4 protein-coding genes are annotated in these 5,007 nt (G+C 72.8%); 1 reads left to right on the forward strand and 3 read right to left on the reverse strand.

The genetic code is table 11. The annotated features are described in order from the left end of the window. From CCN44_RS45750 to CCN44_RS39900, 3 genes are all read right to left on the reverse strand, one after another. Nucleotides 1–391, reverse strand: a 391-nt coding sequence (locus tag CCN44_RS45750) for a hypothetical protein (RefSeq protein ID WP_208639931.1), incomplete at its 3' end; no start/stop codon positions are given. Nucleotides 392–592: 201 nt separating this feature from the next. Further along, on the reverse strand, nt 593–3,889 hold the full coding sequence (locus CCN44_RS39895) for a S8 family serine peptidase (protein WP_086704019.1): 3,297 nt from the start codon (nt 3,887–3,889) through the stop codon (nt 593–595). A 154-nt stretch (nt 3,890–4,043) separates the two neighbouring features. Next, nucleotides 4,044–4,586 carry a CGNR zinc finger domain-containing protein gene (locus CCN44_RS39900; RefSeq protein ID WP_086704022.1) on the reverse strand — a complete coding sequence of 181 codons (543 nt, stop codon included), beginning with the start codon at nt 4,584–4,586 and terminating at the stop codon, nt 4,044–4,046. Between the two features lie 139 nt (nt 4,587–4,725). Here CCN44_RS39900 and CCN44_RS39905 point away from each other — a divergent pair. Next, on the forward strand, nt 4,726–5,007 hold a 282-nt coding region (locus tag CCN44_RS39905; RefSeq protein WP_143650387.1), incomplete at its 3' end, for a VOC family protein.

Below are 5,007 nucleotides of genomic sequence, written 5' to 3' on the forward strand. Positions count from 1 at the left end.
CCGCCCCGGTCGTCCCCGCCGGGCCCTGCGGATCGCGCTCGGCTCGCTCACCGGTGCCGCCGCCATCTGCCTGGCCCTGGGCTTCGGCCGGCTGGTGGCGCAGGGCGGCGCCGGCGCGGACGACCGGGGCGGTGCGTCGTCGGCCAAGGGCGCCGACGCCGGGAACCTGGAGGCCGGTGCCGCCGCGCCGCCCGCGGACCCCGAGCGCGCACTGGCCTGCTCCCGGCTCGTCGTGGAGGGCACGGTGGTGAAGGTGGAGCTTCCGGAGGACTCCCCGGGGAGCCGGGTCACCCTGCGGGTGATCCGCTCCTACGAGCCCGCGCACGGCCCGGCCGAGGTCGCCTTCCTGCTCGGCGCGGACCTGCGGCCCGCGCCGCGCCCGGGGCAGCACGTGCTGGTCCGGGTCGGCCGGGGCGAGCGGTACGCGAGCCGGTGGGCCGTCGGCGACGCCCGGGNNCCTCCCGGGCCCTGCCCTGCCCCTCCGGCGACGCGCCCTGACCCGACCGGACGGCCGGACGACGGGACGACGGGACGGGACGAGGAGGGGCGGGCGTCCGCACGGACACCCGCCCCTCCCGCTCGCGTCACCCGGTTACGGCGTGACCTTCTCGATCTTCACGCTGCCGGTGCCCGCGACCGTGCCGCGCGCGTTCACCAACTGCACCCGGCCGAAGAACTCACGGCCGGCCGGGGCCTCCGCGGCGGCCGTGACCTGGCCGGTCACCGTCGCCGAGGCGCCCGTGCCGAGCCGGACCGGGGCCGAGCCGTCGACCGTGACGGAACCGAGCGCGGTGGAGAAGAACACGTCCCGGTAGTCGTAGTCGGTCGAGCCGGACGGCACCGAGTAGCCCACGACCTCGATGGTGTAGGTGCCGGCGGCCGGGGACGGCACGGAGACCGCCTCCTCCGAGTCGCCGTCGGCGGACTTGCCCACCTCCGTGCCCGCGGCGTCGTACACCGTCAGGTCCAGGTCGGCGGCCGTGTCCGAGACGCGCCCGATGGCGACGTCGAGCGAGGTGGCACCGGCCGGGACCACCACCGTGGCGGTCTGCTTCTCGCCCTCCTTGATGGCCGGGCGGGTCGTCTTGGCGGAGCCGAGCGGGCCGCCGACCAGCTTGCCGTCCAGCGCGGCGTACTTGTTGGTCACCTTCCAGGAGGCGGTGGCCGGGGTGCCCACCTTCGCCTCGGGCACGGTCACGGTCTCCGGGTCGAAGGCCGCGCCGAGGACGGTGACGTCCAGCCGGTAGGGGTTGTCGAGCAGCGGGGACGTACGCCGGGACTCGACCTCGACCTCCCAGACGCCGGGCTGCGGGTCGGCGTAGGAGCGGACGCCGGGCTTGCAGCCGTTGCCGTCCAGGTAGTTGTTGTAGCAGTACGGGGTGCCGGTGCTGTCGGACGGGACGCCGTACGGGTGGATGGCGATGAACCGGGTCTGGCTCTTGTCCTTCAGCCCGCCGATCGCGATCTCCAGCGACGTCGCGCCCTCGGGCACGGTCAGGAAGTACGACGTCGTGCTGTTGCGCTGCACCGAACCCGACGCGGAGTAGGTGTACTTCACCGGGGCCGCGGCCACGACCGTGGAGAGGATCTGCTTGTCGATGCCCTCGGTCCGCGGGTCGTCGACCTCCAGGATCGCGCTCTTGAGGCCCGCGGACCTCGGGGCGGCCTGGACCTTGACCGTGACCGGCTGGTTCAGCGGCAGCCGCACCACGTCGTCGCCGACGATCCGGAAGGTGCCGCCGGCGTTGTTCTCGAAGTGCAGCTCGTGCCGGAGCGCCTTGTCCGGGCCGGACGTACGGGTGATCGTCACGTCGTACGTCTTCTTCTCGCCCGCCTTCAGGCCGCCCTCGCGGTCGTACAGGCCGGTGCCGAAGCCCGGAGTCTTCAGGGCGTGGTCGAGCGCGGTGTCGACCGGCGCCTTGACGGTGTAGGTGTGCGCGGAGGCGTCGTCCTCGACGGACTCCCACGCGTCCACGATGTTGATCAGGCCCGCGCCCTCCTCGTACGCCTGCACGCCCTTGATGTGGTCGGCGGTCGAGGTCAGGGCCGTGCGCAGCTTGGCGGGCGGGAGGTCGATGCCCTTCTGCCGCGCGGCGCTCAGCAGCAGCGCGGCGGCGCCGGCGGCCTGCGGGGAGGCCATCGAGGTGCCCTGGAGCATCGAGTAGCCGGCCGGGAGGCTGTAACCCGCCTCGGCGACCGGGCCGCCGGGCAGCCAGGTCTGGGTGGTGTTGATCGCGGCGCCGGGGGCGACCAGGGTCGGCGTGAAGCCGCCGTCCTCCCGCGGGCCGCGCGAGGAGAAGGGCATCATCGCGTACTTCTTCTCCACGACCGAGCCGTAGTTGGCGGCCCAGGTCTCCTTGGAGATCGCCGCGCCCACCGAGATCACCTTGTCGGCGAGGCCGGGGTCGCCGATGGTGTTGGCGCCGGGGCCGGAGTTGCCGGCGGAGACCACCAGCTGGACGCCGTAGGTGTCGATGAGCCGGGTGTACAGCTCGGCCCGCGCGTTGTTGCCGTCGTTCAGCGCGGGCAGGCCGCCGATCGACATGTTGACGATGTCGACCCCGCGCTTGGTGACGAGGTCGATCATGCCCTCGGTGAGCGCGACGTTGGTGCAGCCGCCGGTCCAGGTGCAGGCCCGCGAGGAGACGATCTTCGCGCCCGGGGCCGCGCCGTTCATCTTCCCGCCGAACAGGCCGTTGGCGGCGGTGATGCCGGCGACGTGGGTGCCGTGCTCGGACTCGATGACGCCGATGCTGACGTAGTCGGCCTTCGCCCCGGAGGCGTTGTAGACGACGTCCTTGCGGGTCTCCACCACGAACGGGACGCGCTCGGCGACGTCCGTCGACGGGTCGTCGGTGCCGAAGTACCCGACCTGGAAGGCGTCCTTGTACGGCTTCATCGCGGCGTCGTCGGTGAAGTCCAGGTTGTCGTTCGTGTCGACCCGGACGGTGCCGGCGGCCGGGTCGTACAGCACGCCCCAGGCGTCGGTGGTGTCGCCGTCCCGGTTGAGGTCGCCCTTCTCGTCACCGCCTGTGGTGGCGGACTCGTACAGGTAGTTGAACTTGTACGAGCCCTCGGGCGCCGTGAACTTCTCGGTGCCCTGCGTGGCGGTGCTGATGGAGAAGGACGGGCCCGCGACACCGGTGGTCATCCGCCGCCAGGTGCCGTCGCCGTCGGCGACGGGGTCGGTCGCGGTCACCCAGTCGACGATCTTCCGCTCGCCGGTGGTGGTCTTCTGCAGCGCCGGGTGGCCGAGGTCGACGCCGGAGTCCAGGATGCCGATGGTGATGCCGCGGCCGTCCGCCTTCGGGTGGTCCTCGACGAAGTCGACGGCACCGGTCTCGAAGGACGGGTTGTACGGGTTCTCCGCCGGGGTCTTCTTGCCCGGTGCGGGGTAGGGGACCGCGCCGCCCGCGGACCTGGCGCCGCCGGGCGCCGGGTCGTCCAGCGGGATCTCCTGCTTGAGGTCGACGGCCCGGACGGAGGAGAGCCTGACGGCGGCGGCGATGGCCGAGTCCGCCCGGCCCGTCGGCACGGTGGCGCGGACGTAGCCGAGCTTGTCGTCGGTACGGCCCACCAGGCCGCCCTCGACCGCGTCCAGCTCCTCGGCGACCCGCTCGGTCTGCCCGGGCGAGGTCGCGACCATCAGCGTGACGTTCTTGTCGCCGTCGGCCTTGGCCTCGGCGAGCAGGGCGGCGTCGTCCGAACCCAGCTTGTCGTGGGCGGACTTGACGCCGGGATCGGCGGCCGGGGCGGGCGGCGCGTCCGCGGCGAGGGCCAGGGGTATCGGCCCCGCCGCGGAGAGGGCGGCCACCACGCCCACGGCCACGGCTATGCGGGCCAGGCGTCTCGGGCCGGGTATGGGATCACGCTCGGGCGTGTGGGTCATCGGCATCCCTCAGGTCAAGGAACGAGCGGACGAGAGCGCTCAGCCTGACCGAAAGGGCAAGTCTTTGGGGACCGTTGACCCAATCGAAATGAAGGTATGGGGAAAACCCGCGATGGGATACGAGCGGATTCGGCCGGTATGAGCCGGGATTCGCTCAGTTCTCCTTCGAACGCGCGTAATGCCGGGACGCCTTGGCCCGGTTGCCGCACGCGGCCATCGAGCACCAGCGGCGGGTGCCGTTCCGGGACGTGTCGAAGAAGTGCAGGATGCAGCCGCCGCCGGCGCAGGTGCGGATCCGCTCCGGGGCCCGGGTGAGCAGGTCCAGGTAGTTCCGGGCGGCGAGCCAGGCCGGGCCCCAGGACGGGTCGGCGAACTCGGGCTCCTCGGCCGGACCGCCGGCGGTGAGCCGGGCCCGGATCCGGCCGTGCTCCAGGACGGCGTCCACGAGCGGCGCCGCCTGCTCCGGCGAGCCGTCCACCGCGGCCTTGAGGGCCTTCCGGGCCGTCCGCAGCCGGTGCAGCGTCTCCGCGTCCACCGGGTGGGCCCCGGCCAGTCCGTTGCTCGCGAGCCACACCGCCAGTCCGTCGGTGTCCGCGAGCAGGTCCTGCGTGACGCCGTCGCTGTTCCACCGGGTGTTGAGCAGGTCGAGCGCGAGCGGCTCGCCGGTGAGCGGGCGGGGATCGCGGGCGGTGGGCATCGGGCACTCCTTCTCGGCTAACCGGTCAAGCGTACGTGACCGGTTGACCCGACCGTGTCTAACCCTCTAACGTGAAGAACGACGGTTAGACATGCCGACTCGGGCCTGCCCGGCGAGGGCACGCCGAAAGGGAAGAGCCATGACCTTGCACACCGGCCACACCGGCCTGAACGTCACCGACCTCGACCGCTCGCTCGCCTTCTACCGGGACCTCCTCGGCTTCACCCTGCTCGCCGAGGGCACGGAGGACGACCGGCGCTACGCGTTCCTCGGTGACGGCGGCGACCGGCCCGTCCTCACCCTCTGGCAGCAGGCGCAGGGGTCGTACGACCGCGGCCGGGCCGGACTGCACCACCTCGCCTTCACCGCCGACTCGATCGACCGGGTCCGGGAGTACGAGGCGGCGCTGCGGGCCGCCGGC

It is taken from the genome of Streptomyces tricolor (assembly GCF_002155905.1).
GTDB classification, from domain to species: Bacteria; Actinomycetota; Actinomycetes; order Streptomycetales; family Streptomycetaceae; genus Streptomyces; species Streptomyces tricolor.